This is a genomic window from Methanorbis rubei, assembly GCF_032714495.1.
GTDB lineage: Archaea > Halobacteriota > Methanomicrobia > Methanomicrobiales > Methanocorpusculaceae > Methanocorpusculum > Methanocorpusculum rubei.
In genome coordinates this window covers 117,474-143,385 of record NZ_JAWDKB010000004.1, presented here as the reverse complement: position 1 = coordinate 143,385, position 25,912 = coordinate 117,474, and the positions used below count along the sequence as shown (strand labels likewise).

General features: G+C 50.5%; 26 protein-coding genes. 20 read left to right on the top strand and 6 right to left on the bottom strand.

Annotated elements, in window-relative coordinates; all coding sequences use genetic code 11:
* Positions 1-3 precede the first annotated feature (3 nt).
* Positions 4-1,095, bottom strand: a complete 1,092-nt coding sequence (locus McpCs1_RS05650; RefSeq protein WP_338096285.1) for a hypothetical protein — start codon at positions 1,093-1,095, stop codon at positions 4-6.
* Between the two features lie 8 nt (positions 1,096-1,103).
* On the bottom strand, positions 1,104-2,309 hold the full coding sequence (locus tag McpCs1_RS05645; protein WP_338096284.1) for a tubulin/FtsZ family protein: 1,206 nt from the start codon (positions 2,307-2,309) through the stop codon (positions 1,104-1,106).
* 122 nt (positions 2,310-2,431) lie between these two features.
* Here McpCs1_RS05645 and McpCs1_RS05640 point away from each other — a divergent pair, with 122 nt between their 5' ends.
* From McpCs1_RS05640 to ndk, 9 genes are all read left to right on the top strand, one after another.
* Complete coding sequence (locus McpCs1_RS05640; RefSeq protein ID WP_338096283.1) at positions 2,432-3,676, top strand: NAD(P)/FAD-dependent oxidoreductase; 1,245 nt, start codon at positions 2,432-2,434, stop codon at positions 3,674-3,676.
* Positions 3,673-4,389 (top strand): dolichyl-phosphate beta-glucosyltransferase, encoded by a 717-nt coding sequence (locus tag McpCs1_RS05635; protein ID WP_338096282.1) that lies wholly within the window; start codon positions 3,673-3,675, stop codon positions 4,387-4,389. The genes McpCs1_RS05640 and McpCs1_RS05635 overlap by 4 nt, the downstream gene beginning before the upstream one ends.
* On the top strand, positions 4,373-5,350 hold the full coding sequence (locus McpCs1_RS05630; RefSeq protein ID WP_338096281.1) for a lysylphosphatidylglycerol synthase transmembrane domain-containing protein: 978 nt from the start codon (positions 4,373-4,375) through the stop codon (positions 5,348-5,350). Before McpCs1_RS05635 ends, McpCs1_RS05630 begins: the two co-directional genes overlap by 17 nt.
* Positions 5,347-7,347, top strand: a complete 2,001-nt coding sequence (locus tag McpCs1_RS05625) for a DUF2298 domain-containing protein (RefSeq protein WP_338096280.1) — start codon at positions 5,347-5,349, stop codon at positions 7,345-7,347. The genes McpCs1_RS05630 and McpCs1_RS05625 overlap by 4 nt, the downstream gene beginning before the upstream one ends.
* A 13-nt stretch (positions 7,348-7,360) precedes the next feature.
* Complete coding sequence (locus McpCs1_RS05620; RefSeq protein ID WP_338096279.1) at positions 7,361-8,092, top strand: glycosyltransferase; 732 nt, start codon at positions 7,361-7,363, stop codon at positions 8,090-8,092.
* A 148-nt stretch (positions 8,093-8,240) separates the two neighbouring features.
* Positions 8,241-8,609 (top strand): 50S ribosomal protein L7Ae, encoded by a 369-nt coding sequence (rpl7ae, locus tag McpCs1_RS05615; protein WP_338096400.1) that lies wholly within the window; start codon positions 8,241-8,243, stop codon positions 8,607-8,609.
* Positions 8,610-8,614: 5 nt separating this feature from the next.
* A complete protein-coding gene (locus McpCs1_RS05610; protein WP_268922260.1) occupies positions 8,615-8,824 on the top strand; it encodes a 30S ribosomal protein S28e in 210 nt (69 codons plus the stop codon).
* A 6-nt stretch (positions 8,825-8,830) separates the two neighbouring features.
* Complete coding sequence (locus tag McpCs1_RS05605) at positions 8,831-9,022, top strand: 50S ribosomal protein L24e (RefSeq protein ID WP_042698067.1); 192 nt, start codon at positions 8,831-8,833, stop codon at positions 9,020-9,022.
* A gap of 3 nt (positions 9,023-9,025) precedes the next feature.
* A complete protein-coding gene (gene ndk / locus McpCs1_RS05600) occupies positions 9,026-9,475 on the top strand; it encodes a nucleoside-diphosphate kinase (protein WP_338096278.1) in 450 nt (149 codons plus the stop codon).
* 201 nt (positions 9,476-9,676) lie between these two features.
* Here the strand turns inward: ndk and McpCs1_RS05595 are convergent, their stop codons facing one another.
* The 3 genes from McpCs1_RS05595 to McpCs1_RS05585 all read right to left on the bottom strand — a co-directional run bounded on the left by McpCs1_RS05595 (position 9,677) and on the right by McpCs1_RS05585 (position 12,529).
* Entirely contained in the window at positions 9,677-10,897 is a 1,221-nt protein-coding gene (locus McpCs1_RS05595) for an FAD-dependent oxidoreductase (RefSeq protein WP_338096277.1), read from the bottom strand.
* Positions 10,898-10,953: 56 nt separating this feature from the next.
* Positions 10,954-11,514, bottom strand: coding sequence for a nucleotide-binding protein (locus tag McpCs1_RS05590; RefSeq protein ID WP_338096276.1), 561 nt, complete (start codon positions 11,512-11,514; stop codon positions 10,954-10,956).
* Between the two features lie 154 nt (positions 11,515-11,668).
* Positions 11,669-12,529 carry a formate/nitrite transporter family protein gene (locus McpCs1_RS05585; protein ID WP_338096275.1) on the bottom strand — a complete coding sequence of 287 codons (861 nt, stop codon included), beginning with the start codon at positions 12,527-12,529 and terminating at the stop codon, positions 11,669-11,671.
* A gap of 350 nt (positions 12,530-12,879) precedes the next feature.
* On the opposite strand from McpCs1_RS05585, the gene McpCs1_RS05580 reads away from it, so the two are divergent.
* A complete protein-coding gene (locus McpCs1_RS05580) occupies positions 12,880-13,284 on the top strand; it encodes a Tfx family DNA-binding protein (protein WP_338096274.1) in 405 nt (134 codons plus the stop codon).
* 5 nt (positions 13,285-13,289) lie between these two features.
* The gene (fdhF, locus tag McpCs1_RS05575; protein WP_338096273.1) at positions 13,290-15,323 is read left to right on the top strand and encodes a formate dehydrogenase subunit alpha; all 2,034 of its coding nucleotides are present in this window, start codon (positions 13,290-13,292) and stop codon (positions 15,321-15,323) included.
* Here the strand turns inward: fdhF (McpCs1_RS05575) and McpCs1_RS05570 are convergent.
* Positions 15,316-15,501: a hypothetical protein gene (locus McpCs1_RS05570; RefSeq protein WP_338096272.1), complete on the bottom strand. Its 186-nt coding sequence runs from the start codon at positions 15,499-15,501 to the stop codon at positions 15,316-15,318. The genes fdhF (McpCs1_RS05575) and McpCs1_RS05570 overlap by 8 nt on opposite strands.
* 198 nt (positions 15,502-15,699) lie before the next feature.
* Between McpCs1_RS05570 and McpCs1_RS05565 the strand changes: the two genes are divergently transcribed.
* The 9 genes from McpCs1_RS05565 to fdhF (McpCs1_RS05525) all read left to right on the top strand — a co-directional run bounded on the left by McpCs1_RS05565 (position 15,700) and on the right by fdhF (McpCs1_RS05525) (position 25,912).
* Positions 15,700-16,695: an ABC transporter substrate-binding protein gene (locus McpCs1_RS05565; protein ID WP_338096271.1), complete on the top strand. Its 996-nt coding sequence runs from the start codon at positions 15,700-15,702 to the stop codon at positions 16,693-16,695.
* Positions 16,696-16,740: 45 nt separating this feature from the next.
* Positions 16,741-17,451: an ABC transporter permease gene (locus tag McpCs1_RS05560; RefSeq protein ID WP_338096270.1), complete on the top strand. Its 711-nt coding sequence runs from the start codon at positions 16,741-16,743 to the stop codon at positions 17,449-17,451.
* Positions 17,444-18,541 carry an ABC transporter ATP-binding protein gene (locus McpCs1_RS05555; protein ID WP_338096269.1) on the top strand — a complete coding sequence of 366 codons (1,098 nt, stop codon included), beginning with the start codon at positions 17,444-17,446 and terminating at the stop codon, positions 18,539-18,541. The genes McpCs1_RS05560 and McpCs1_RS05555 overlap by 8 nt, the downstream gene beginning before the upstream one ends.
* A gap of 365 nt (positions 18,542-18,906) precedes the next feature.
* Positions 18,907-19,086 carry a hypothetical protein gene (locus McpCs1_RS05550; protein WP_338096268.1) on the top strand — a complete coding sequence of 60 codons (180 nt, stop codon included), beginning with the start codon at positions 18,907-18,909 and terminating at the stop codon, positions 19,084-19,086.
* Positions 19,087-19,265: 179 nt separating this feature from the next.
* Positions 19,266-19,661, top strand: coding sequence for a molybdopterin dinucleotide binding domain-containing protein (locus McpCs1_RS05545; RefSeq protein ID WP_338096267.1), 396 nt, complete (start codon positions 19,266-19,268; stop codon positions 19,659-19,661).
* Between the two features lie 7 nt (positions 19,662-19,668).
* Positions 19,669-20,988, top strand: coding sequence for a formylmethanofuran dehydrogenase subunit B (locus McpCs1_RS05540; protein WP_338096266.1), 1,320 nt, complete (start codon positions 19,669-19,671; stop codon positions 20,986-20,988).
* Positions 20,985-22,694, top strand: coding sequence for a formylmethanofuran dehydrogenase subunit A (locus McpCs1_RS05535; RefSeq protein WP_338096265.1), 1,710 nt, complete (start codon positions 20,985-20,987; stop codon positions 22,692-22,694). Before McpCs1_RS05540 ends, McpCs1_RS05535 begins: the two co-directional genes overlap by 4 nt.
* An 8-nt stretch (positions 22,695-22,702) precedes the next feature.
* The gene (locus tag McpCs1_RS05530; RefSeq protein WP_338096264.1) at positions 22,703-23,503 is read left to right on the top strand and encodes a formylmethanofuran dehydrogenase subunit C; all 801 of its coding nucleotides are present in this window, start codon (positions 22,703-22,705) and stop codon (positions 23,501-23,503) included.
* 336 nt (positions 23,504-23,839) lie between these two features.
* Complete coding sequence (fdhF, locus tag McpCs1_RS05525; protein ID WP_338096263.1) at positions 23,840-25,912, top strand: formate dehydrogenase subunit alpha; 2,073 nt, start codon at positions 23,840-23,842, stop codon at positions 25,910-25,912.

Genomic DNA, 25,912 nt, shown 5'->3' with positions numbered 1-25,912 from the left:
GGATTATCCAAGTTCGTCCCAGTCGTCATCGCCTCTGCGGCGAAGAACAATAACCGCACCAACAACCACAATAATTGCAACAACAGCGATTACAATGTAGACTAAGTACGGACCAATTGCAGCAACCGGAGACTTCTGTGCCTCTTCCCAGAGTGTATTTGACTCAGTCAGAGTGTTGGCAGAGTTCTTCAGGGCATCTAGGGCCTGGGTTTTGGTTGAAGCAGACACGGAAGTTGTCGATGAATCATATGCATTCTTGGCAGTGTTGTACTGATTTTGTGCGGTCTGTTTGGAGGTTGACAGAAGAATTACCCTGCTGTCAGTGTTCCAGCCTTTTGCATTCAGGTTTGCAATGTTCTGCTCAATGAGATCCAGATTATTCTTGGTCTTCGTCAGAGCCGAGTTTACCATCAGTTTTTCTGCATCTACAAGAGCAGCACTTGCCGAAACGATCTCCTTTGTTGCGGTAGGGATATCACTCTTGTAGCTATCGGCAGCTTTCACAGCAGTTCTTGCTGTATCCAGTTTCGCAAGAGCTGCAGATACATCAGCACCCTGTTTGGACATCTCAGTTATCTCGGCGTCAAGTTTGGTGATAGCATCGTTGATCTCAGTGATCTGTTTTGGGATGTCATCAGGATTGTAAACAGTCTGTTTCGGGGAGGAGTAGGTTGATATAACACTCTCAGAACTGCTGACCTCTTCAACGGTCATGACCGTAATTTCACTGCCTGCTTTGCTGTCCGGAACTTTTCCATCAAGATAGATGGTCAGAACAGTATCCTGCGGAAGTTTTGTCAGCGGATAACCATCGATGTATCTTTTTCCTGCGGGGAACTCGGTAATCGGAGATCCGTCAGCAGAGGCAAGAGATCCCGTCCATACAGCGGAAGTCAGATCCGTGTACATATTGATCCGGTAGACACTGCTGTCTTTCAGAATTTTGATGGTCATCGTTGCAGAAACAGAATCTCCCGGCATCAGACTGCCGGACGGATTGATGTTTGCATCCGTATTACTGTTCCACGCACTTGCTGTGCCTGCGAGCGCAGCACAAAGCAGAAGAGCAATCAAAAAATATGTGACTTTTTTCATCATCTACCTCATTCAAAGAGCGGGTCAACGCCTCCGTCATCAAACATTGCCGTGTGAGATCTCTCACGTGACTTGACAACTTCTTCCTTTGCTTCTTTCGCAAGCTCCATCAGTTCACGGATACGTGGGGCGTCACCGATCGTTGCGAGCAGAACAACTGCTGCAACATAACCGCTGTCAACCGGGTAGTCACCACCGCGGACCTCAACACCCGCGATGTTTTCCTCAACCCAGCTCTTGGATTTTTCAACACCCTTACGGTCAAGCTCGCTCGGCGGTCCTGCAACAAGAACAAGAGCACGCTCTGCAGTCGAGTAGTCGCACGGAAGTGTAAGTCGGCCAAGCATTGCACGGCGGACGAGACCAATGATCTTTGCAGACTTGTCTTCCCCTGATGCGATATCCACATGCGGCTCCACCCTCTTTTCCTTCTTTCCAAGGATGCCGGAAAGGAGACCTCCGCTGTCCTTCTTTGAGACCGGTTTTCCTCCCTTCATCGTTGGGATTGCTTCGCTGATGGCGTAACCCACAGAGGAGATACCTCCGCCGCGGAGTGTGTTGATGATTTCACTGGAGTCAACAACCATTTCACCAACACCGTACTTGCTGACCTCTCCTGCACGGAACAGGACGCCAAAGCGGCGGACAATTTCCTCATTGAGGCGCTCGTACGCACTCTTGACGCTTTCGCCGTCATTTTTCCATGCGCTGTTGTCAAACACAATGACGTTGTCAGCCTCGTTGACCAGAGTCGAAAGACTGCGTGCAGCGTTCAAGGAGTAGAGGCGACCCTCTTCAGGGGCCGGAATAACACCGACTGCGTAGACCGGTTCACGGTAAATACGTTTCAGATGGCGACAAAGCACCGGAGATCCTCCGGAACCTGTTCCTCCGCCAAGACCTGCGCAAACAACGAATGCATCGACGTCATGTGTTCCGCGGCGGTCGATTGCGCTAATAATAGTGTCAATCTCATCTGCTGCTACTTTTGCACCGGTCACGTTGTCGGTACCGACACCATGACCTTTTACCATTGTCTGACCGATCAGGAGACGATCTTCCATGGGAATGTGTTTAATTCCCATCAGATCGGTTCGGGCAGTATTGATAACAATACCGCGGAAACTTGCGGAACCGAGTTTTCTGTCCTGTGCAAGGAACATATCCACAAGTTTGCCTCCTGCCTGTCCGAATCCTATAAAAAATACCCGCATTTACACTGACACCTTTTTGTTGAGTGTATGTATGTCATTTCTTGGATATATATGACTGCATTAGTTATACGGCCACTTTAGTCAAAAACTTTCTTATGAAGCAGGTAATATCTAATAGAGTAATGAAGATTGGTATTCTCGGTGCAGGCCTGACCGGACTTGCTGCAGCCCTTCGTCTGGCAAAGGTCGGAGAGGTCATTGTCTTTGAGAAAAATGCAATGGCCGGTGGCTGCCTTGCATCGAAGAATTACGGTACATATACGCTGGAAACATTATATCATCACTGTTTTTCAGGAGATACGGAACTGTTTGCTCTGCTGGAAGAACTGGGACTCAAAGAGGATCTCATCTGGTTGAAAGGCTCGACCGGTTACTACATGGACGGCACGCTCTATCCACTTACAACACCGATGGAGATTTTACGCTATCCGTGTCTGAGTTTCTTCCAGAAGGTGCGGCTCGGAAAGTTTGTCCTCAGCTCAAGAAAGATCGATATGGCGGCTCTTGACAATATCACCGCAAAGGAGTATCTGTACGAGAAAGTTGGGGAGGACATCTATGATGCATTTTTTGCGCCGCTTCTTGTCGGAAAGTTCGGGTCGATGAAGGACGAGGTCTCGGCAGCCTGGCTGATGAGCAGGATTGCAATTCGGTCTGACCGCGGGGCACAGGGAGAGCGGCTCGGATATCTGAAAGGCGGATGGCATCCGCTTATTGATGCGATGGAGAAGAAACTCGTCGAGAGCGGTGTTGAACTTCGGCTGAACACCGCCGCAAAAGATCTTCGGTTCAAAGAAAAATGGATCATCGATGGCGAGGAGTTTGATGCGGTCATCACGACTCTGCCGCCGCAGGTTACGGCGTCCCTGATGGACGAAGAAACGAGAGAAAAATGCAGTCTTGCAGAGCTGCCCTACCAGGGAGCGGCATGCATGACGCTCGGCCTTGATGCTGATCCGGCGAAAGGAATCTACTGGACAAACATGGGAGACCCGGCACCTTACGGAGCGGTCGTCGTTCACACAAACTTTGTTCCCTACGACTGGTACGGGGAACATGTGGTCTATCTCGCCTCATACTTCAGGGGCGAGCCCGGCGAAAATCTGAAAGAAAAAATGATCGATGACTTCTGCGAGAGGTTTGGAATCGGCAAAGAGATAATCCATCACGCCGACCTGTACATCGATACATTCGCAGGCCCTGTTTACACGACCGGATACCGGAACAAAATTCCGAATGCAGACGCCGGATGTAACCTGTTCCTTGCCGGAATGTTTTCTGAAGAAAACTATCCGGAACGGAGCATGGAAGGATCAGTTCGTGCAGGACACCGCGTTGCTGCCCTGCTTGAGGAGAAAAATTTGTGAATACCATACAAGTCACCGTAGTACTGCCGGTCTACAATGATGTGGAGGCACTCAAAGTCGCGATCCCGAGATCTCTTGAGGTTCTCACCGAGTTTGGAAGAACATTCGAGCTGATTGTTGCAGAAGACGGAAGTACTGACGGCAGCCGCGAGTGCGTGGAAGAGTGGGAGAAAAAAGATTCCCGGGTTCGTCTTCTTCACAGCGATGAGCGGCAGGGGCGGGGAAAAGCACTGAACCGTGCGCTCGCAGAGTCGCGCGGCGAGATATTCTGCTACTATGATGTGGATCTTGCAACCGACATCAACCATCTGCCTGAACTCATAACACGAATCGAGAACGGCGCTGATGTGGCGACAGGTTCACGGCTGATGCCGGAGAGTAACATCATCCGCAGCGGGGACCGCGAGGTTGCAAGCAGAAGTTACAACATGCTGGTCAGACTGTTTCTTGGAAGCAAACTGCATGATCATCAGTGCGGATTCAAAGCTTACCGGTCGGATGTTTTGAAGGAACTTGTTCCAAAGATTCGTGCTTCTCACTGGTTCTGGGACACCGAGTCGCTGGTGCTCGCCCAGCATGCAGGACTTCGGGTGGATGAGTTTCCGGTCGTCTGGACTCAGGGTCCCGGAACGACCGTTCGGTTCAAAGATGTGTACGGAATGGGCAGTGATATTCTGAAGATGTGGTGGCGGCTGCATGTGGAAAAAAATTAGTGCCATTCTCATCCCGACTCTGATCGCAGCCGCTTTGATTGTGTTTATGCTTTATCGGGTATGGGACGATCTGCTGGAAGCAATCCAGCACATTGTTCCGGTTTACTTAGTAGCTGCGATTCTCATCTGTTTTGGCGCATGGTATCTTCGGGGCTGGCGGTACCAGTATATTATAGAGAGACTTGGAACAACAATCAGTCTGTCATTTTCCACAGCCTGTATTTATCTCTCCCAAACGGCGAATCTGATACTTCCGGCACGTCTCGGAGACTTTGTCAGACTGTTCATTCTCAAGCATGAAAAAGGAACGCCTTACACAAACGGCTTTACCTCCATTGTCGCAGAGCGTGTGTATGATGTGGTAATCATCGCCGTGCTTGGTCTTCTCGCACTGCCGCTTCTTATCAGCATCGTTCCGGAATGGTTTGTCTGGACAATTTTTATCGTGCTCGCTGCAGGAGCAGCGTTCTGTGCATTTTTGATCTTTTCCAAACGACTGCATGCGGAAAATAAAATTCTCAAAAAAATTCTGGAAATATTTGATCAGCTCAGACAGGTCTCCTCAACACCAAAATCTCTTGCGGCACTTTCGTTTTCATCAGCAGTAATCTGGATGATGGATATTGTCATTTGCTATCTCGTCTCGCTGATGTTTGGCGTGACACTCTCGTTCATGCTTGTGTTGCTGGCAATTGTTATCGGCAACCTCGTCAAAGCAGTTCCCATCACACCGGGCGGTATCGGAACCTATGAGCTGGCACTCGTGGTAACGTTTGAGCTCGGCGGCGTCCCCGCGGCGACAGCGACGCTGATCGCAGTCGTTGATCATCTCGTGAAAAATCTGATCACGCTTACGGGCGGTGTTGTCTCCCTATACTACTTTGGTGACTGGGCGGTCTCGCTGCTGAAGAGATTGTTCCGCGAGGATGCGAAGAAGATCAAAGAGGAAGGAGGCGTATGATCTCCCCTGAGATGCAGATAGTAACGGTCGTCCTCTGGCTGATAGTAATCAAGTTCTGTCAGATGACCGTCTACCCGTATCTGAAATTGGCAGTTGCTGATCTTTCGTACGGTCTTTCCTATCCATTTTCAATTCTTATACTCACATTTATCTCCTGGTATCTCGGTGTTATCGGTCTTCCAATTCAGCTTGCCCTGCTGCCGTTTGCGGTCGCAGGAGGGTATGCACTTCGTCGCAGGATGTACGACATCCAGGAGATCAAACAAAATTTCCGCTGGGACTTAGTATTCCTTGGAGCGTTTGCGCTGATGCTCATCTCGCGCTTCCTGACTCCCGGAATTATTCCAAGCGGTGAGAAGTTTATGGACGCGGCGTTTCTTGGAAGCATCATGCTCGACCCTTCCGTAACACCGCTCGATCCCTGGTATGCGGGAGGAGAACTCTCCATCTACTACTATCTCGGCCACTGGATGTGCGGAGTTCTGGGAGTTCTTACTGGCGGGGCATCAACCGTTATCTTCAATCTGATGCTGCCGACAGTCTTTGCGCTCGCCGCAATCTCTGCGTACGCAGTTGGTGTTCTGCTGTTGAAGCGGCATCAGTGGATTCCGATGCTCGTTCTGGTCATCCCGAACGCAGCCCTCATCTGGCACATCTTTGTAGGTGGTGGAGCGGTTGGCATCTGGTGGGCGTCAACCAGAGTGATTGAAAATACGATCAACGAGTATCCACTGTTCTCCTATTTGTGGGGCGACCCGCACGCACATGTGCTCGGCAGTTTCAATCAGCTGTTCTTCCTCTGTCTTCTGGCAGTGATGCTGGTGCGGTGGAAGATGCTGCCGAAAGCGGGAAAGTATCTGCTTGCGGTCATGCTTGCCCTGTCGCTTGGAACGATGCCTGCGATGAACTCGTGGGATGTGATGGTGTACGCGGCAGTCTACATTGCGGTAGCCGCAGTTGTATGGATCAAAGAGGGACACACGCTCAGAGACGCAGTTCCTTTGGCCCTGACTCCCGTCCTTGCTCTTGCCTCGTACGCCCCATTCCTCTACACAATGATCTCCGAAGGAGGGTCCAGCGTGCAGGGATTTTTCCTCGTAACAACACCGACCGCGATCAATGAGTTTCTCGGCGTCTATCTGTTCTTTGTCGCAGTTTTCATCATCTACGGATTTTCTGTGCTGAAAAAGTATCCATGGCTGATTGCCGTGCCGATTGTTTTCGCAGTCGTCGGGTATGCTGCGGCGGGAGTTGCGCTGTTCTGCATTCTGCTACTGCTTGGGAAGAAAAGCAGCAGACCTGAGATTGTGTTCGGTATTCTTGGCATGGCAATTGTGTTCCTGATGGAGTTTGTGTATCTGAAGGATTACATGGGCGATGTCTACTACCGGATGAATACGGTGTTCAAGTTCGGATTTTGTGCATGGTTCATGCTTGGAGTCTCAGCACTTCTGATGATCGGGAGTTGGGCGGACCGCGTCGAAGAAATATCCAAAAAACGTGCCCTTGCAGTTGCAGTCGTGGTCTTCATCGTTCTTGCGAGCATGATCGGATTCTTCGGCATTCATCTCGGGTACCCGGGAGGAACACTGGACGGTGCTGCATGGCTTGAGACCTCTCACCCCGCAGACGCTGCAGGAATTTCCTTCCTGACTGGTGTCGCCATGCCCGGTGATGTGATTGTGGAAGCGGCTGACGGTTCGTACGAGTACAACGGCCGCGTGTCTGCAATGACAGGACTTCCGACTATTGTCGGCTGGGTCGGTCATGAGATGGGATGGAGGAGCGGTGTCGGAGATGCCGGAACACGCATGAGTGAGGTGCGGGCGATTTATGAAGACTCGTCTCAGACGCTATCTCTCATGGACAAGTACGGCGCGAAGTATCTGTTTGTGGGAGAAGTTGAACAACAGAAGTACAACCTGAACCTGCCAGGGGAAGGCCTCGTCGAGATCTTTACCGCGGACGGTGTGAGTATTTATCAGCGCGGTGACTAACGTGTTAGACAGAATGGAGAGTCCAGTACTGAGTGTCGTCATCCCGGTCTACAATGATGCAGCTTCGCTCAACCTTGCGGTTCCCGCGTCAATAGAAGTACTGGAAGGTCTGGGCCTGCAATTTGAACTGATCCTCTGTGAGGATGCGAGTTCTGACGGAAGTCTTGAGGCGGCGAATGCATTCGCAGCAGCAGACAAACGAATCATTGTCAATCACAGCGATGTGAGACGAGGAAAGGGCGGAGCGCTATCTGAGGCACTGGTAATATCGCGCGGCGATATTTTTTGTTTTTACGACGTCGACCTCTCAACTGATCTCGCGGCTCTTGGAACACTGATTCAAAAAGTTCAGGAGGGAACTGACATTGTGGTAGGGTCGCGGTTTCTCGACGAAAGTGCAGTCACCAGAACAGGCGAGCGTGAGGCAACAAGTGTCGGCTTCAATCGGATGGTACGGGTGCTGCTTGCAAGCAGCATCCGCGATCATCAGTGCGGGTTCAAAGCATTCCGCCGCGACCGATTGATGCAGCTGATGCCGTACGTCCGCTCGCGTGGATGGACCTGGGACACCGAGGTCCTCGCGCTCGCGCAGGCCTGCGGCTACACCGTAGAAGAGATCCCTATCGTCTGGAAACAGGGTGATAAGACCAATGTGCGGACCGGAGATATATTTTCCATGGGATGGTCGGTGGTGCGCCTTGCCTGGCGTATCCGCATCGCCAGAGATTATCCAAAAAATATCTGAGTGCGAGAGGCATGTTCGTCCAAACCTTTATGCCGAACTCTTGCCCATATATAGAGTTACGCCAGCAACGGTCTGTTACATAACCAGTAAAGCCCGCTGATGAGCGATGACGGATGGTCTTAGAACCGTCCCGAGTGAAGTGAGTATTATGGCAAAGATTTACCAGATGTTTGAAGTCCCAGAAGAACTTCAGAACAAAGCTCTCGAGGCTCTCGAGCTTGCACGCGATACCGGAAAGATCAAGAAAGGCGCAAACGAGGCAACCAAGGCCGTCGAGCGCGGAACCGCAGCACTCGTCCTTATTGGTGCAGATGTCGCACCAGAAGAGATCGTTATGCACATCCCCGGAATTGCAGACGAGAAAGAGATCCCGTTCGTTTTTATCAACAAGCAGGCAGACATTGGTGCTGCATGCGGTCTGGATGTCGGCTGCACTGCAGTTGCAATTGTAAAGGTCGGCAAAGGCAAGGAAATCGTCGAGGACCTTGCAAACCAGATTAAGGCACTCAGAGGATAAATACCATGCCTGATGATGCAACGCCAGCAGAAGTCATCGAGGTTATCGGCCTTACGGGTATGCACGGAGAGGCATCCCAGATTAAGTGCCGCGTACTTGATGGCCCGAACAAGGGGCGGATTATCACCCGCAACACCTTCGGTCCGATCCGCGAGGGTGATATCCTGATGCTCCTTGAGACAGAACGTGAAGCAAAGAAGCTCTCAAGACGGTGAAGAGAAATGGTTGATACGTACACCTGCAGTTACTGCGGCAAACAGCTTGAACCGGGAACCGGTAAACTGTTCGTCAGAAAGGATGGCGCAGTCTTCTACTTCTGTTCCTCCAAATGTCAGAGCAACTACAAACTTGGCCGTATTCCGCGCCGTGTTGCATGGACTGCAGCAGGACGCAAGGCACGCGGTAAGGAGTAAACCATGGAACGCACCTTTGTCATGATTAAGCCGGACGGCGTCCAGCGTGGTCTGGTCGGTGAGATTCTTTCCCGCTTCGAGAAGAAGGGGTTCAAGATCGTTGCCGCAAAGTTCGGTGTTCTGCCGGAAGCAATTGTGGACAAGCATTACGAGGAGCACCTCGCAAAGCCGTTCTACCCAGGGATGAAGGCATACATTACTTCAGGCCCAGTGTTCAGATTCGTGCTTGAGGGCGACAATGTTATTGCAACTGTCCGCAAGATGAACGGCGCAACCAATCCGACAGAGGCCGCACCCGGCACTGTCCGCGGTGACTTTGCCCTCTCGATTGGCAAGAATGTGATTCACGCATCCGATGCTCCCGAGAGCGCAGCCCGCGAGATTGGCATTCACTTTACCGCAACTGAGCTCGTCGCATACGTAAAGATCGACGAGACCCAGCTCTACGAGTAAAGTTCCCGGAAATATTTTTCCGATCAATTTTTTTTGAAAAGTTTTTTTTGAATAGGAGTTACGCGATGATGAATTTCATCGTTTGAGATTTTTTGTCCCTGACCTCACTGTGATTATTCTAAACAAAATCACATGTCGAAAAATCACATCGTGTAACTCCCATGAAAAAAATTTAAAAAAAAATTTTGAAAAATTATTTTCTCAGATTTTTCTCAGATAATCGTACGCTGACAACAGTGCCTTCACGCCTTCGCCGACAGATGATGCGATCTGTTTTGCCGAGATTGAAGTCGAGTCGCCTGCCGCAAAAAATCCTTTGACATTTGTCTTGCAGTTGATGTCAACGAGGATCTCTTTCTCCGTATTCATGGAAACAAATCCTTCGAACATTGCGGTGTTGGGATCAAGACCGACGCCGAGGAATGCACCGTCAACTTTGAGTTTCTTTTCAGGAGATGAAGGAATAATGTTTGCGAGGAATCCTTTCTTCTGCTCTGGCCCGGCATTGATTGGCACCATTTTCACATACTCAAGAAGTTTTCCGCCGCCGAACTCGGTGATGGTGAATCCTGTGTGGAAGGTGACGTTCTTCATCTCAGTCAGCCGACCGATAAGAATCGCATCGGCATCCAGCGGAGTTGCGGAGATGACATGGACCTGAGACGCAATGCCTGCCATCTCAATTGCCATGTCCATTGCCGTGTTGCCGCCGCCAAGAATCGCAACGGTTTTTCCCCGGTACAAGGGACCATCACAGGTCGTGCAGACGGCAATACCTCTGCCAAGATACTCAGCCTCGCCGTCAGCCCCGCTGAGACGCGGAGATCTACCGGTAGCGGCGATGACGGACTTTGCGGTGTACTCTTTTTCTGAAAGTGTTCCGATAATGAACCTGCTGTTTTCAAATCTGATGAAAAGTCCGACATCCTCGGCAAGGGTCACGCCTGAGGCGCGGGCATGCTCGGCAAACTTCTGCATCAGATCATCACCCGGGATGTCAGGAAATCCCGGATAATTTTCAACCGAGCTGCTTTTTGTTGCCATGCCGCCGACAGCTCCGCCAATCACGAGTGTCTCAAGGCCTTTACGGCCTGCATACATCGCAGCCGAAAGGCCGGCGGCGCCTGAACCGATAATGATCAGTTCATGATCTTTTGGAATCTCTTTTGTTTCAGCAGCTGGGGATGGCGCGTCAAGAAGTACGGCGACCTTCATCAGATCATCACCAATCACAATCTGACCATCGATGATGGTAACCGGAACACCACGCTGACCGGTAAGTTCGATCATTCTGTTTGCCGCGGCCTCATCTTTGCCGACATCAAAGTTCGTATAGGAAACATTCTGTTTTGCGAGAAACGCCTTGAGGTTGCGGCAGTGGGGACAGCCCTCAAGCGAGTACACAGTTATCTCATGAGTCATGAGGAATGATTTCTCGCGAATACCATTAATACCCTATGATAGAGGAATAAAAAGAGTTAGTATTTTTTTATGCGAACCGGTTCTGTTGGTTCAGTTTCGGTTTCATCCTCGAAAGGAGTAAGGTTCTCCACCTTTTTGATTCCGATCGCATGAATCATCACATCGCCGAAGATCGTAAACCTGCGAACAACCATGCCGACAACCTCGACATTGTCACCAACCGCGATCTCGATCTCAAGAGGCACGGATTTTTTTGCGGTGATAGCAGCTGAGCCGTCAAAGATCGTGACCGCAGGGCGGCAGAGCCACTCGCCTTTCTTTGCCTGAACAACTCCTTCAACACGTACCGGTTTTCCAAGAGTCCGGAGATTGATGTTTTTGATCCTGACGAATTTGGACTCTTCTTCATACTGCGGAAGAAGACGCACATACTGGGTGCCGACACTGTAGCTGTTGTAAATCGGGATGATAAACAGTGCGAGGGACAGAGGAATACCCCAGTACAGATAGGCAGGATCAGTTGTCACAAAGTAGGACACAATGAAGAGTGCCAGGAAAAATATCACCACAGCGATATGCAGCGGGGAGATGCCGATTGTTATACCACGAATTTTCATAATAATTCACACAAAGCCCCGGGATACCGGAATTCTTACTCTAGATATATTCCGATCCCATAAATATATGTATAGTCTGTAAGTTTGAGAAAATCAAAAAGAGGTGGATTGAAAAACCGACGAGTCTGTCGGTTTCCAATCTCATCGTATGTGATTATTTGGCTTCACAGAGTGCGCAGATCTCAGTCTTGTAGCAGTAATAGTAGATAACTGCCATGAAGATGACTGCACCAACAATGTTTCCAATGGTGGACCAGATGATGTTACTTGTCCACATTGTACCCCAATTCAGGATTTCTGTGTTTGCAGAACCGTTACCAATTGCATTGGTGATGATACCTGCCGGAATGAAGTACATGTTTGCGACACAGTGTTCGTATCCGCTGGCAACGAAGGCCATGATCGGGAACCAGATTGCAACGATCTTGCTGATTACTTCATCGGCTGCGAGTGCAAGGAAGATTGCGAGACAGACGAGCCAGTTACAAAGGATACCTTTGAAGAAGACTGACAAGATACCCATCGGGCCGAAGTAAGATACTTTTGCTGTTGCAATTGCTATTGCCCTTGTTCCAAACGCAGTAATGGTTGCAACACCTGCTGCATCCCAGACGGTGTAGGGACCATAGCTGACGAGAACTGCCATGAAGAGAGAACCAATCAGGTTACCGATGTAGACAACAACCCAGAGATAAACCAGATGTTTCAGTGTGCTCTGACCCTGAAGAATTGCCATCGGGGCAAACATTGCGTCACCGGTGAAAAGTTCTGCACCAGTAAGAACGACGAGGACTAAACCCACCGGGAAGAGAGCACCCGTAATGAGCTGGCCGAATCCTGGACCAAGGAAATCTGCAACGCCGGTTGAACCAACTGTTGCGAGAGCCGCACCCATTGCGATGTAAACACCCGCAAGGAAGGCACGGACAAACATGTTGCCTGCAGGAAGACAGCACTTGGACTTTCCTGCTGTACCAATTTTGACGCAAACCTGCGCCGGGCTGAATGTTACCATAAATACACACCTCACACCTCTTCCGCCAGACAAGCGTACAGAGTTGTGTTATTTGAAAATTGTCAGAGGGCATATTTATAATCTGTCTATTGATTTGTCAGGTTCGAAGTCTTTATTGGGGAGATTTGAACACGAGTAGAGTTAATATATTTAACATAATCGAAAAATTAATGTAAAAACGAATTTGCTTTGGCTTTTACATACTGCGCGTAGTTCGTTGAATCACGAAATGCAGAATGAGGGGACAGTTATCAAGAAAAAATGAGTGTTGGGGTATGAAGAGAAAAATATTCACGAATACCTCCGGCAACAACAGATTTTATAGGGTAAAAAACGTAGAGTATCTCACAGTGAAAGAGGCAATTCTCACTGAACGGCAGAAGACTGTTCTGCAGTGCAGGAAAATGGGCATGACCCAACAGCAGATAGCAGATATGCTCAACACAAACAAATCCAATATTAGTCTCATCGAAAAATCTGCGCTGAAAAATGTCCGCATGGCAAAGGATGTTCTGGAGTTTGTCTACTCTATGGACGCTGCACACATCTGTGTGCTGGCACGGGGAACGAATATCAACCGTGCGCCGCAAATTCTCTACGAGGCGGTCCAGCCTCTCGGCATCAAAATACAATATGATATCGGTGCTCTGGTTACTCATATCAGAACGGCAGTTCCTGAAAAACTGCGGGAGAACGAGGTAAGGACTGACATTCACATCTACCTCAACGACACCGGTATACTCTACATAGGATAGCAGCAATGAACCTGAAGTACGTTCCCACCACCTGCCCATACTGCGGGACAGGATGCAGTTTCTTTCTGGTTGTGCGAGATGATCGGATCGTCGGGGTCGCGCCAAAGACCCGCTCGCCGGTCAACGAGGGAAAACTCTGTCCAAGGGGAATGGCTGCATGGGAGTTTGTGGCAAGTCCTGAGCGGCTGACGCAACCGCTCATCCGAAAAAACGGTGAACTTGTTCCCGCAACATGGAGTGAAGCAATCACGCTGATTGCAGAAAAGTTCAGACAGTACCAGCCGTCAGAGTGCTGTGTTCTCTCATCGCCAAGGACGTCCAACGAGGACAACTATGTGATGATGAAGTTCGCGAGAGGTGTGTTGAAAACAAATCACATCGATCACTGCGAGAGATTGTGTCATGCATCGATCGTTGATCCGCTCGCTGACTCGTTCGGTTATCCGGCAATGACCGGCAGCATCCCGGATCTTGCGAAAGCAAAGTGCATCTTTGTTATCGGGTCGAATGCATTTGCCCAGCATCCACTGGTCGGTCGGAAAATTATTGAGGCACAAAGATCGGGCGCGACCTACATCTGTGCGGACCCGAGAAAAACATTCACTGGTTCGCAGGCAGACCTGCATCTCCAGTTCCATGCAGGAACCGACATCATGCTTCTGAACGGCATCATGCATGAAATTCTGATCCAAAAACGCGAGAACACCGAGTTCATTGCCGCACGAACAAAAGGCTTTGACGAGTTCAGAGAAAAAATTTTGCAACCTGAGTATTCCGCGAATACAGTTGCAGAAGCTACCGGAGTTTCAGCAGAAGATATCAGAACCGCAGCAGAACTGATGGCAGCGCCCGGATGTTCGATCATCTACTCGTCCGGCATCACCAAGCAGGGAAGCAGTGCGGAAAATATTCACAGTCTTGCAAACCTGCAGCTTCTGACCGGAAACATCGGCAGGCCCGGCACCGGAGTGCATCCTCTTCGCGGCCAGAATAATATTCAGGGAGCCTGCGATATGGGAGCGCAGCCATTTTACTTCACCGGCTATCAACGTGTTGACGACGCTGCGGTCCACAAAAAATTTGAAACCGCCTGGAACTTTTCCGACGGCATTGCACCGGCAAAGATCGGTTACGAAATCACCGAGATGATGGAGTCGTTGATCTCGGGAGAAGGCGAGCTGAAGGCAATGTACATCATGGGGGAAAATCCGGTTCTCTCTGATCTTGACATCAATCATGCGAAGGCCGCCTTGGAACAACTGGAGTTTCTGGTAGTGCAGGATATTTTTCTGAACGAGACCGCGGGTTTTGCCGATGTTGTGTTGCCTGCGGTCTGCTTTGCCGAGCGTGACGGAACCCAGACCAACACCGAACGACGAGTTCAGCGCTGGCATAAAGCCTGCGAACCTCCGGGGGAGGCAAAAGCAGACTGGGAGATCATTGCATCCATCGCATCAGCAATCGGATATCAGAATCAGTTTGCCTGGAAATCCTATGCAGAAATATTTGATGAGATTGCGAGCCTCACGCCGTCGTATGCAGGAATCAGCTACGACCGCCTTGCCTCACCCGACGGTGTCCAGTGGCCCTGCCCATCCATGAATCATCCCGGAACACCAACCCTCTACACCGAAAATTTCGCAACAGACGATGGGCTTGCAGTATTTCTGCCGGCAGAGCGACAGACCGAAAACGAAAAAACCGATCAAGAGTACCCGTTCCTGTTCACTACCGGCAGATGCATCTTCCACTGGGATACCGGCTCGATGACACGAAAGAGCAGTGCGAATACCGGAAACTGGCTTGAGATAAACGCAGCTGACGCGAAAAGGTTGGAGATAGTCACAGGGGACGCGGTCCGCCTCATCACACGAGATGCAGAAATTTCAGCAACCGCCCGCATCACCGAGGAAATTCTGCCCGGAACCTTGTTCATGCCCTCGCACTACGTTGAGTTCACCACAAAAGAGCTCGTGCAAAATACGATGCCTGGGACTGGGTGCGGCGGAAGATCGGCAAAAATTGAAAAAATTATTTGAAGCAGCCAAACATACAGCGGCGGATTTTGATGTGCATACTGCTGCAGTATACACCAAGCGATGAAGGATCAATATCATATTTTTTACAGATTCCTTGGGCCTTCGCGCAGGTGATCTCATTTTCAATCCCCTCAGCTGCAAGAGCCGCGCGGATACTTTCATCAGAACTGTTCGACATACACATATCGTTAGAGGTTTTCCGGTATAATTATTCGCAGTTTTCGCGCCGCGAAGATATCCGGCGTAATTTCATACTGAAAATAAAATTATATGAACAAAGAGGAAAATGAAATCAAACATGATTGTCTCGTGTTCATACAGTTCATTTAATCAACTATACCTATTTTATCCAAGGAGCAACAAACGACTTAGTTCGATGAAGAAATTATTACCTGTGTTTGGTATGGTTCTTCTGCTTGTCGCAGTAATTTTCGCTGCCGGGTGTGTGGGCACCGGCGACGAAAGCGGCAACCAGACCGCAACCCCTACTACATCTGTTCCGACCGCAACGCCGGACCAGCTGAAGATCGCAACGACCACGTCCCTGTACGACACCGGACTTCTTGACTCTGTTCAGGATTATTACCTCACGACCTACAATGTTGATCTTCTGATCACATCCCAGGGCACTGGTAAAGCAATCCAGTCCGCAAAGAACGGCGATGTTGATGTACTCTTAGTCCACGCTCCGGCGCAGGAAGCAGAGTTCATGGACTCAGGCTTCGGTGTCAACCACCGCGGTGTTGCCTACAACTACTTCGTAATTGTCGGCCCTGAGTCTGATCCTGCAGGAATCAAAAACATGACTCCTGAAGAAGGTCTTACCACCCTCAAGAACCTTGGCGAGGCTGGCAACGAGTCCATCATCTTTGTCTCCCGCGGCGACAACTCCGGAACCCACTCCGCTGAGAAGGCCATCTGGGCAGCAGCAGGATTCAACTACACCGCAGACATCAGCGGCAACCCAGGCAACTGGTACGTTGAGACCGGCTCTGGAATGGGTGACACCCTGACCGTTGCAGGCCAGAAACAGGCATACACTCTGACTGACGAAGCAACATTCCTGACCTACAAGAAGAACAACAACCTCCCGCTTGTTCCGATCATCGATGAAGGCGAGACACTTCTGAACCGCTACACCGTGATCACCATCAGCCCGGAGAAGTTCCCAGACACCAACGTTGACGCTGCAACCAACTTCACCAACTGGCTCATCTCTGCAGATGGTCAGAAGTTTATCGGCGACTACGGTAAAGAGGTCTACGGCAAATCCCTGTTCAGCCCGATGGTAACACTCGCTGACAGCACCCTTCCGCCGTTCAACATCGACAGCACCACGCCGGTAACTGTCCCGACTGTTGCAACCGCATAAAACCAAAATCAAATTTATTTTTTTCCCGAATTTTTCGGAGCAGCAATGGACGATATCATCGATGGTGTCACGCAAGCAATTCATCTGATTGTCACCATGGACCCAGAAGTCATGGAGATAGCACAGCGAAGCCTGACGGTGTCATCACAAGCCACGCTTATTGCTGCATTGATTGCAATTCCTCTCGGTGCTGCGATCTACTACTTTACCTTCCGGGGAAAACGTGCCGTTATTGGAACAATTCAGACGCTGTATGCACTGCCGACCGTTCTTGTGGGACTTCTCGTGTATCTGCTGGTTTCAAACTCGGGACCGTTAGGCGGACTCAGGTTTCTATACACAACGAACGCCATGGTTTTTGCACAAGTGCTTCTGGTCATTCCAATTATTGCCGGTCTCAGCATTGCCGGACTTTCCAGTCTTGACAAAGAGATGAAGTACACCATTCAGTCGCTGAACGCAAACACATTTCAGGCGATCATCACACTCTGCCGCGAGGCAAAGTTTGCGATTCTTTCAGGTGTCATGCTTGCGTTCGGCAGGGCGATTGCAGAAGTTGGTGCCGTGATGATGGTTGGTGGAAACATCCGCCACTTTACCAGAACGTTAACGACAGCGATCTCACTGAACACCTCGATGGGAGAGTTTTCCACATCGATTGCCCTTGGAATTATTCTTTTGTCGATCGCCTTGATCGTCAATTTTGCGATGAACATAATTCAGAACTGGCATTCGGGAGGAAAGAAGGATGTCTGAGGCAAAACCTGCCGTGGAACTAACAAACATCAGCCGCATCTACGGAGAAAAATATGCGCTGAATGATGTGAGTTTTTCGGTGCAGAAAGGAGAGATTGTCGCAGTAATCGGGCCGTCAGGTGCCGGCAAAAGTACGCTGATGCGTATCTGCGATATGCTTGAAGAGCCAAGCAGCGGAGATCTTACGCTCTTTCAGATCTCAGTTGAAAAGAAAACCAAAAAATCTCTTCGTGAGCGTGTGGGAATTTTGTTTCAGAAGACCGTACTGTTCGACCGCAGTGTTTCTGATAATGTGGCGCTCGGCCTGCAGTATCGCGGATACAAACGCGAGGAGATTCAACGGCTGACAACTGAGTGTCTCAAAAAACTGGGGATGGAAACCTATGCGGACCGCAATGCACGTACGCTGTCCGGCGGCGAAGGACAGAGAATTGCGTTTGCCCGCGTGCTGTTAACAGGCCCGGAACTTCTTCTTCTGGATGAACCGACGGCAAACCTTGATCCTCTGGCAACCAGAATGATCGAGGAGATGATCCGAACCGAGAATGCGGAACACAACACGACCATCATTCTCAACACGCATGATCAGAATCAGGGCATGAGACTGGCGAACCGGATCATTGTGTTGATGGATGGAAAAATAATGCAGATGGGGACGCCTGATGAGGTGTTCTATCATCCGGCAGCAGAGGAGGTTGCCGCGTTTGTCGGGTTCCAGAATCTGATCTCAGGAACCGTGACAAAAATTCAGAACGGAGTTGCAGAGATGACAACTGCTGCAGGAGTGTTCCTTGTTCAGGCTGATGACGTCCACGTCGGCGACGCAGGAACACTTGCCCTTCGCGGTGAGGAAATTCTCGTGCACAACGCCGACACACCCCGCGAAAAAAATGCAGAGAACCGTGTCTGCGGCGCCATTCTTTCATCACAGAAGATCGGGCCGGTAATGGAGCTTGTCGTTGACTGCAACATTCCGATCACCGTTGTTGTTCCGGCACGTCACCGGTTCGCCGAGCTGTTTGTGCCCGGCACTCCGGTGTGTCTCTCCTGGTTGACGGCAGCAGCCCACCTGATTCCCAAAACCGAATAGTCATCATCTCTTTTTTTATCTCGCAGATTTTTGCGCGTGCCCATAAAATATTATTAAATATGCGCCGGTTTCGCATACGGTTGACAAGTAAATAGAGATTAGTTTACGCACAACTTCGGAGGAGAAATGGTACACCATTAGTAATTAATTTTCAAATTCATCAAAAGAAAAATATGAACAAAACCCCGCCCGAAGCTATTTACGTAGACTGGCGCAACCTTGAATATGACTATACGCACAACCGCGTTAGTTATGTCTCCGTAAAGGAGTTGGAGCAGCATCAGCACAATCCAGAAACATCTCAACTTGGTACGTTGTCCATTTGGTAACCCGAATGGAGTCAGAAGTTTCTTGGACATGTTGATATGCGGGTCGATGGTAATCGTCGGAATGGTCAGCAGTTATGCAGAAGCCTCGAACGGGAAGTGAGTAATCTGTTTCTAATCGTTGAAAAATATATCGACACAACATCAAGCCCGACAGCAGAGATTGGTTCCGGCCTTCAGCCGGAAAAAAATCTCGCTCCTGTCAGAATGTCACGTTGATACCGCTGCAGTTGGTACCATTTACCTGGTGGTTCGTTTGCCGCTTCCCGATACTCAAAAGACAACGATTACGTGCCGCCGCCTGATGTCAGGAACCCTATCTTTTGCAGTTTTTCGTATCACTTGATCACATTTTGAACATATCTCTCATACAAGATCTCCGGAGAGGATGAGTTAACTTGACAAAAATAACCGTAAACCTGATTACCGGGCGGACAATCCAGCAGGGTGTCTCCATGGAAGCAGGAAAAGAAAAAGAGGATTACATGAAATCCTGCGGTATCATCGAACTGGACGCAGTCGATATTGCCAAACTTGGAATCTGGAAGAACAGCAATGTCCGAGTCACCAGTGACTTTGGTAGTGTTGTGGTCAAGGCAATTGAAGCCACCCAGGGACCACACCCGGGCCTTGCCTGGATCCCCATGGGACCATGGGCCAACATGGTGATTGACACCAACACCTACTCAACCGGTATGCCAACCTTCAAAGGCACACCAGTCACCGTTGAGCCGGCAGAAAAAGAGATTGTCCTCAGTTCCATCGACCTGGTTCTCAACGCATGTAAGGAGTAAATGATTCATGACACAACTGGTAACAGACATAATCTGCCCGTTCTGCGGAACATTATGCGACGACATTGAAGTCGAAGTCAGCGATGACGGAAAAAAGATCATCAAAGTCACAAACGCATGTGCGATCGGAGCAGAAAAATTCCTTCACGCACAGTCTCCCGACAGAATTGTCCGCCCCCGCATGAAGCAGGAGGACGGCAGCTGGAAAGAGGTAACCTACGACGAAGCAGCAAAGTACACGGCAAAGATTCTGTGCGACGCAAAGAAACCGCTGATGTACGGCTGGTCTTCGACTTCCTGTGAAGCACAGGCAACCGGCCACATGATCGCTGAACTTGTCGGCGGCGTTGTGGACAACACTGCTACTGTCTGCCATGGACCATCCCTTATTGCAGTTCACGATGTCGGTATTCCGTCCTGTACTCTTGGAGAAGTCAAGAACCGTGCAGACCGTGTGATCTTCTGGGGATGCAACCCGGCACACGCCCACCCGCGTCATATGTCCCGGTACTCCATCTTCTCCCGCGGTTACTTCACCACCAAAGGATCCAAGAGCAGAAAGATCATCGTCGTTGACCCACGTCCGACCGATACCGCATCGGTTGCTGACTATCACATCCAGATTCAGCAGGGACGCGACTATGAACTGATCGATGCACTCCGTGTCGCACTGCAGGAAGGACCACTGCCGGAAACGGTTGCGGGAGTTCCGAAAGAAAAGATCTACGATATTGCACGCCTTCTGAAGAGCGGTAGGTTTGTCACCATCTTCTTTGGAATGGGTGTCACCCACTCGCTTGGAAAGAATCACAACATCGACATCGCAATCGCCCTCACTTCAGACCTGAACAAGTACACCAAAGCTGCCATCATTCCGATGAGGGGCCACTACAATGTTACCGGTTCCGGACAGGTGCTTGGCTGGCAGTTTGGATTCCCGTTCTGTGTGGATCTCTCCCGCGGCTTTGCCCGCTACAACCCCGGGGAAAGCAGTGCAAATGATCTTCTCATGCGTGGAGAAGTCGACGCAAACTTTGTGATCGGCAGCGACCCGGGATCCCACTTCCCGTTCAAATCCGTCAAAGTCATCAACGAACTTCCGTCGGTATGTATCGACCCGCACATGACGCCAACCGTTGCCGTGTCCAAATGCCACGTACCGGTCGCACTTGTCGGCATTGAAGTAGGTGGCTCCTGCTACCGTATGGACAACGTGCCAATCGAGTCCAGAAAAGTCGTTGACCCGCCGGCAGGAATGCTCACTGACGGTGAGTTCCTCGAACTCGTTCTCACTGAAGTACAGCGCATCAAAGGAGTTGCAGCATGACCGAAATTCTGATCAAAAACGGATTCGTCTTCGACCCGGTATCGGGCATCAAAGGCGACAAGAAAGACATCGCTGTAAAAGACGGTGTGATTGTTGAGTCGGTATCTGGCTCTGCAAAAGTAATCGACGCATCCGGCATGACCGTTATGGCAGGCGGTGTGGACATTCACTCCCACGTTGCCGGAGCAAAGGTCAATGTCGGCAGAAACTTCCGTCCGGAAGACAAACTCCAGGCAGTCTACGAACCTGCCCGCGGTGTCCGCCACATGGCAGGAGGAAACTCTGTCCCAACCGTCTTCAAGACTGCATACAAGTATGCGGACATGGGATACACCACCGTCATTGAAGCGGCAATGCCGCCTCTCTATGCACGCCACACTCACGAAGAGATGCGTGACACACCAATCATTGATCAGGCAGCACTGCCACTGTTCGGCAACAACTGGTTCATCCTTGAGTACCTCAAGAATGGCGAGATCGACAACGCATCCGCCTACATCGCCTGGCTGCTCCGCAGTACCAAAGGCTATGGTATCAAGTGCGTGAACCCGGGAGGAACCGAAGCATGGGCATGGGGTCTGAACTGTATGACCGTCAACGATCAGGTTCCGTACTTCGAGATCACGCCAAAAGAGATCATCGCAGGCCTCATGACCGTCAACGAGTCGCTGCACCTGCCGCACTCTCTGCACCTGCACTCCAACAATCTCGGCAACCCAGGCAACTACCAGACCACGCTTGACTCGCTGAAGATCGCAGAAGGTTTCAAGGCAAACAACAACTTCGGTCGCGACCAGGTCATGCACCACACCCACATTCAGTTCCACTCCTATGGCGGAACCAGCTGGGGCGACTTCGAGTCCAAAGGTGCTGAGGTCATGGACTACATCAACAAAAATCCGAACATCACCTGTGATGTCGGATTTATTACACTTGATGAGACCACCACCATGACCGGTGACGGACCGTTCGAGTACCATCTCTCAGCGCTCAACCACCTCAAGTGGGCAAACACAGATGTGGAGATTGAGTGCGGCGCGGGAATTGTTCCCTACATCTACAGTAAAGACATCTATGTCTGTGGTGTTCAGTGGTCGATCGGTCTTGAGATGGCGCTTCTTGCAAAAGATCATATGCGCTGCTACCTCACCACCGATCATCCGAATGCAGGACCATTCACCCGCTATCCGCGTGTGATGAAATGGCTGATGAGCGAGAAGGCTCGCGACGAAGTTTTCGCATCCATGAAAGCAGAGGACAAGGTCCGCGACAGATCCACGCTTGGGTCCATCGACCGCGAACTGACTCTCTACGAGATTGCAATGATGACCCGTGCGGGAACCGCAAAGGCTCTTGGTATGGGCAAAAAACTCGGAGGCCTTGTGCCCGGCATGCAGGCAGACATTGCTGTGTATCCGTACAACCCTGAGACAGCATCCGACCCAGAACAGATCGAGTACGCATTCTCGAATGCAAAGTATCTGATCAAGTCCGGTGAGATCATCATCAACGACTCCGAGATTGTCAGCAACGGCAACAAGCAGACCTACTGGGTGGACGTCAAGACCAACCCGAGCAAACAGGTTGAGCATGACCTCAGAGAGATGTTCCTGAAGTACTACACGGTTACGGAGCGGAACTATGAGGTCGAAGAGCACGCGTTCATGAAAAACCCGAATGTCATCTCGATTGACGCAACCCAGTGAGGCAGAGTATGAATACTGTAACAATTACCATCAAAAAACAGCCTAACCTGTTCATCGAGGCCGAGTGCTTTACGCCGGATGCTCTGGCAGGTAAGAATGCCGAGAAGATCGCAGAACTGCCGGTCTATATCGGCAGAACAACCGAGAAGGTCGGCGACTACTTTGAGGTCTCAGGCTCTGCGGGCGCAACCGCAGCAGAGACAAAACTCGTGGTCGCTGGAGATCTCACCCGCGTGAAGTACATCGGATCCAAGATGACCGCAGGCGAGGTTGTCATCAATGGCGACACCGACATGTATGTCGGAGCCTGGATGACCGGCGGAAAAATTACTGCCAACGGTAACATCGGCCACTTCGCGGCAACCTCAATGGCAGGCGGCGAGATTGTGGTGAACGGCAATGCCGGCAACTATCTCGGAGCATCCTACCGCGGTGACTGGAGAGGTATGAGCGATGGAAAGATCGTTGTTTCCGGCAATGTTGGTTCTGACTGCGGAACCTTCATGCTCGGCGGCGAGATCTGCGTTGGCGGAAACATCGATGTACATGTCATGACGCATGCTGACGGCGGCAAAGTGGTTGTCTTTGGCAACGCAAAGAGCCGTCTCGGCGGCCAGGCATCCCGCGGCGAGATGTATGTCTTCGGTACAGTTGATGTAATGCTGCCGGGCTATGTCTACGCACGCGACGAAGAGGTCGAAGTCTGCGGCAAGAAGGCACTCTTTGCAGTCTATAACGGCGACATCGCTGACCGTCATCCAACACGCAAGGGCGAAACGATCTACGCAAAGCTGTACCTGAAGAAATAATTCTTCCAAATATTTTCTTTTTTTCCTGCATTTCACTTTGGCTGAAATGCGCATTCACAAAACTCTCTCTGCCGCATGCAGACATACAACCCACCGATAACATACAAAAATACATGTTTTTTTGCGCGTGTCATGATCCTCAAGAGAAATAATTCAGACCCAAAGAAATACAAAAAATATATACAAAAGGATTTCGTCATCTTAAAACACTAAACCATTGCCGATAAAAACATTTTAGTAAAATAAACCAATTAAACAATCAACGAAAAAGATTTACACTCACCAACCTTAATATGCCAAGTTTGAAACCTATATGTAGATGAGGTTATGAAAAACATGACGGACCTGAAATTTGTTCCAACTACCTGTCCCTACTGTGGTACAGGCTGTTCCTTCAACCTCGTTGTCAAAGACGGAAAAGTCGTGGGCACCGCCCCGGCTCAGCGTTCTCCTGTCAACGAAGGCAAACTCTGTCCGAAAGGCATGTACTCCTTCGAGTTCATCAACTCGCCGGACCGGCTTACTCAGCCGATGATCCGCAAGAACGGTGAACTTGTCCCGGTCTCCTGGGATGAAGCAACCACGTACATTGCTGAAAACTTGAAGAAATACAAGCCGTCAGAGCGGTGTGCTCTGTCTTCGGCACGTGTTTCCAATGAAGAAAACTATGTGATGATGAAGTTTGCCAGAGGTGTTCTGAAAACAAATCACCTTGACCACTGTGCACGTCTCTGCCACTCTTCAACGGTCGCAGGACTTGCAGGATCCTTTGGTTCCGGTGCAATGACCAACAGCATTACTGACATTTCAGAATCAAAATGTATCTTCATTATTGGCTCCAACACGTTTGAACAGCACCCGCTGATCGGACGTCGCGAAGTCATGGCAAAACAGAACGGCGCAAAATACATCTACGCTGACCCGCGCCGCACCCATACCTGCGGACCAGCAGATCTTTTCTTACAGTTCCACTCCGGAACCGACGTATCTCTCCTGAACGGAATGATGCAGATCATCATCAAGAACGGATGGGAAGACAAAGAGTTCATCGAAAAGCGTACCAAAGGCTACGAAGACCTCAAGAACATCGTCATGAAGGACGAGTACTCTGTCGAGAACGTCGCCAAAGTCACCGGTCTTGACCCCAAAGACATTGAGACCGCAGCTGACTGGATCGCAAACTCCGGTGCAACCGCACTCATCTACTCGATGGGTATCACTCAGCACACGGTTGGTGTTGACAACGTTCATGCCTGTGCAAACATCCAGCTGCTTACCGGCAACCTCGGCAAACGCGGAGCAGGTGTCAACCCGCTTCGTGGCCAGAACAATGTTCAGGGAGCCTGCGATATGGGTGCACTGCCGGTGAGCTTCACCGGATACCAGAAAGTCACCGACCCGGCAAGCCACAAAAAGTTCGAAGATGCATGGAAGTTCCCGGACGGAATTGCCCCGGCAGAAAACGGTTACGAAGTCACCATCATGATGAACGTCTTAACCGACAATCCCGGAGAACTGAAGGCAATGTACATCATGGGCGAGAACCCGCTTCTCTCTGACCCGGACATCAACCACGTCAAAGAAGCATTCGAGAACCTTGAGTTCGTTGTTGTGCAGGACATCTTCTACACCGAGACCTGCGAGTATGCTGACGTTATCTTACCGGCAGTCTGTTTCGCAGAGCGTGACGGAACCCAGACCAACACCGAACGCCGTGTCCAGCGCTGGCATAAGGCAGCTGACGGACCCGGAGAGACGATGGAAGACTGGAAGATCATCTCCATGGTTGCAGCCAAGATGGGCTACGCAGACCAGTTCGCATGGAATGATATCTCCGAAATCTTCGACGAAGTTGCTGAACTTACGCCGCAGTACCATGGTATGAGCTATGAACGGCTTTCCCACGCAGACGCCCTCCACTGGCCATGCAAGACCCCTGAGGACCCAGGAACCCCGATTCTCCACAAAGAAAAGTTCCTTACCCCTGACGGACTGGGCGTGTTCCTTCCGGCAGACTGGCAGCCGCCAGCAGAAGTACCAGACGCAGAGTACCCGCTCCAGTTCACGACCGGACGCTGTCTGTTCCACTGGCATACCGGTACCATGACCCGCAGAAGTGCAACGCTTGACAGTGAAGTTCCGACCGGCTGGATCGAGATCAATGCAGAAGATGCAAAAGAGATCGGTATCCGTGACGGAGAAATGGTTCGTGCAATCACCCGCCGTGACTCACTTACCGTCACCGCACGGGTTACCTCGACCATCAAGAAAGGAACCACCTTCATGCCGTTCCACTTCATCGAGTGTCCGGCAAACCTGCTGACCCACAACGCCTTAGACCCGGTCTGTAAGATTCCGGAGTTCAAGGCATGTGCAATGAAAGTTGAAAAGATTTCCAAGGAGGCTTAA

Bases quoted from the DNA above. Each gene is read 5' to 3' on its own strand.
- McpCs1_RS05650 (WP_338096285.1), bottom strand. From the start codon at position 1,095: ATGAAAAAAGTCACATATTTTTTGATTGCTCTTCTGCTTTGTGCTGCG.
- McpCs1_RS05645 (WP_338096284.1), bottom strand. From the start codon at position 2,309: ATGCGGGTATTTTTTATAGGATTCGGACAGGCAGGAGGCAAACTTGTG.
- McpCs1_RS05640 (WP_338096283.1), top strand. From the start codon at position 2,432: ATGAAGATTGGTATTCTCGGTGCAGGCCTGACCGGACTTGCTGCAGCC.
- McpCs1_RS05630 (WP_338096281.1), top strand. From the start codon at position 4,373: ATGTGGAAAAAAATTAGTGCCATTCTCATCCCGACTCTGATCGCAGCC.
- McpCs1_RS05625 (WP_338096280.1), top strand. From the start codon at position 5,347: ATGATCTCCCCTGAGATGCAGATAGTAACGGTCGTCCTCTGGCTGATA.
- McpCs1_RS05620 (WP_338096279.1), top strand. From the start codon at position 7,361: ATGGAGAGTCCAGTACTGAGTGTCGTCATCCCGGTCTACAATGATGCA.
- rpl7ae (WP_338096400.1), top strand. From the start codon at position 8,241: ATGGCAAAGATTTACCAGATGTTTGAAGTCCCAGAAGAACTTCAGAAC.
- McpCs1_RS05610 (WP_268922260.1), top strand. From the start codon at position 8,615: ATGCCTGATGATGCAACGCCAGCAGAAGTCATCGAGGTTATCGGCCTT.
- McpCs1_RS05605 (WP_042698067.1), top strand. From the start codon at position 8,831: ATGGTTGATACGTACACCTGCAGTTACTGCGGCAAACAGCTTGAACCG.
- ndk (WP_338096278.1), top strand. From the start codon at position 9,026: ATGGAACGCACCTTTGTCATGATTAAGCCGGACGGCGTCCAGCGTGGT.
- McpCs1_RS05595 (WP_338096277.1), bottom strand. From the start codon at position 10,897: ATGACTCATGAGATAACTGTGTACTCGCTTGAGGGCTGTCCCCACTGC.
- McpCs1_RS05590 (WP_338096276.1), bottom strand. From the start codon at position 11,514: ATGAAAATTCGTGGTATAACAATCGGCATCTCCCCGCTGCATATCGCT.
- McpCs1_RS05585 (WP_338096275.1), bottom strand. From the start codon at position 12,529: ATGGTAACATTCAGCCCGGCGCAGGTTTGCGTCAAAATTGGTACAGCA.
- fdhF (WP_338096273.1), top strand. From the start codon at position 13,290: ATGAACCTGAAGTACGTTCCCACCACCTGCCCATACTGCGGGACAGGA.
- McpCs1_RS05570 (WP_338096272.1), bottom strand. From the start codon at position 15,501: ATGTCGAACAGTTCTGATGAAAGTATCCGCGCGGCTCTTGCAGCTGAG.
- McpCs1_RS05565 (WP_338096271.1), top strand. From the start codon at position 15,700: ATGAAGAAATTATTACCTGTGTTTGGTATGGTTCTTCTGCTTGTCGCA.
- McpCs1_RS05560 (WP_338096270.1), top strand. From the start codon at position 16,741: ATGGACGATATCATCGATGGTGTCACGCAAGCAATTCATCTGATTGTC.
- McpCs1_RS05555 (WP_338096269.1), top strand. From the start codon at position 17,444: ATGTCTGAGGCAAAACCTGCCGTGGAACTAACAAACATCAGCCGCATC.
- McpCs1_RS05550 (WP_338096268.1), top strand. From the start codon at position 18,907: ATGCGGGTCGATGGTAATCGTCGGAATGGTCAGCAGTTATGCAGAAGC.
- McpCs1_RS05540 (WP_338096266.1), top strand. From the start codon at position 19,669: ATGACACAACTGGTAACAGACATAATCTGCCCGTTCTGCGGAACATTA.
- McpCs1_RS05535 (WP_338096265.1), top strand. From the start codon at position 20,985: ATGACCGAAATTCTGATCAAAAACGGATTCGTCTTCGACCCGGTATCG.
- McpCs1_RS05530 (WP_338096264.1), top strand. From the start codon at position 22,703: ATGAATACTGTAACAATTACCATCAAAAAACAGCCTAACCTGTTCATC.
- fdhF (WP_338096263.1), top strand. From the start codon at position 23,840: ATGACGGACCTGAAATTTGTTCCAACTACCTGTCCCTACTGTGGTACA.